Raw genomic sequence first — 1155 nt, 5'->3', positions numbered from 1 at the left:
CGATGCTGTCCGTGCCGCTGCGCACTTCGCCCACGATGTTGAGCAGGCTCGCGTTCATGTCCTTCAGGGCCAGCAGAAGTTGCCCGGTTTCATCCTTGGCGCTGGCGTCGATCTGCGCCGTCAGGTCGCCGTCGGCCACCTTGCGGGCAATCTCCACGGCCGTGCGCAGGGGGCGCACTATGCCTGTCGTCAACAACCAGGCGCAGACGACGCCAAAGCCCAGCGCCAGCGCGGCCAGCGTCAGCAGCAGGTTGCGGCTGGTACTGGCGACGGCGTCGATCTCGCGCGCGGTGGCGTCGATGCTGGCGCGCTGGTGCTGCAGCATGTCGTTGACCACTTTCAGGTATTTCGTCGAGCCGGGCACGAAGATGCTCTGGAACGCCTGCTCCGCTTCGGCCTCATGGCCATCCGCCTTCAGCTTCGACACTTGCGCGCGCGAATCGAGATAAACCTTGCGCTGCTCGCTCACCAGGCGGAACAGTTCCTTTTCTTCCGGGCTGGAAATCAATGCCTCGATTTTCTTTTGCAGTTCGCCTGAGACCACCGACGATTGTTTGGCTTCTTCCGCAAAATACGCGCCCAGTGTCGTGTCGCTGCTGCGGGCAATGGCGGTGGTGCGGCGCACGCCGCTGTCGATCTTTGCATACCAGTCGGAAATATAACGCTCCTTGGCCAGCGGCAATTCCATCATGTTGCGCGTGGCCACGGCCACGTCATGCAGCCGCCACACGCTGATGCCCGTAATGAGCATGGAAAACAGCAAGATCACGGCAAAACCCAGGCCGAGGCGCACACCAATACTGACGTTTCTTAACAAATTCATGTGAATATCCTGAAAGAGCGGAAGCAGACTACATAAAATTACAGAAGGGTGAAGGTGCGGCTGAACCCGGCAGCCGCGACCGCATCAGCGCGTGCCGATCCGCAAGGCCGACTTCGGACCTGGCGCCGCCGGACGTTGCGAATTTTTCAAACCGCCGCCGGCCTGCTGGCCGTTCAGCTTGAACACGCTGACCACTTGCGCCAGGTTGTGCGCCTGGTGCTGCATCGATTCGGCGGCCGCCGCCGATTCTTCCACCAGCGCCGCATTTTGTTGCGTCACGGCATCCATCTGGCCGATGGCGCGGTTGATCTCGTCGATGCCCACGCTTTGCT

General features: G+C 61.3%; 1 protein-coding gene and 1 pseudogene. Both read right to left on the bottom strand.

The window, feature by feature from the left end:
• Nucleotides 1–823 (bottom strand): MCP four helix bundle domain-containing protein (locus tag CBW50_RS28435; RefSeq protein WP_139842718.1); only part of this gene is annotated, 823 nt, incomplete at its 3' end.
• Nucleotides 824–907: 84 nt separating this feature from the next.
• Nucleotides 908–1155, bottom strand: a pseudogene (locus CBW50_RS28430) (hypothetical protein); the annotation flags it as partial.

This window comes from Janthinobacterium sp. GW458P, from assembly GCF_002127585.1.
GTDB lineage: Bacteria > Pseudomonadota > Gammaproteobacteria > Burkholderiales > Burkholderiaceae_D > Janthinobacterium.
This window is presented reverse-complemented; position numbering and strand designations above follow the sequence as displayed.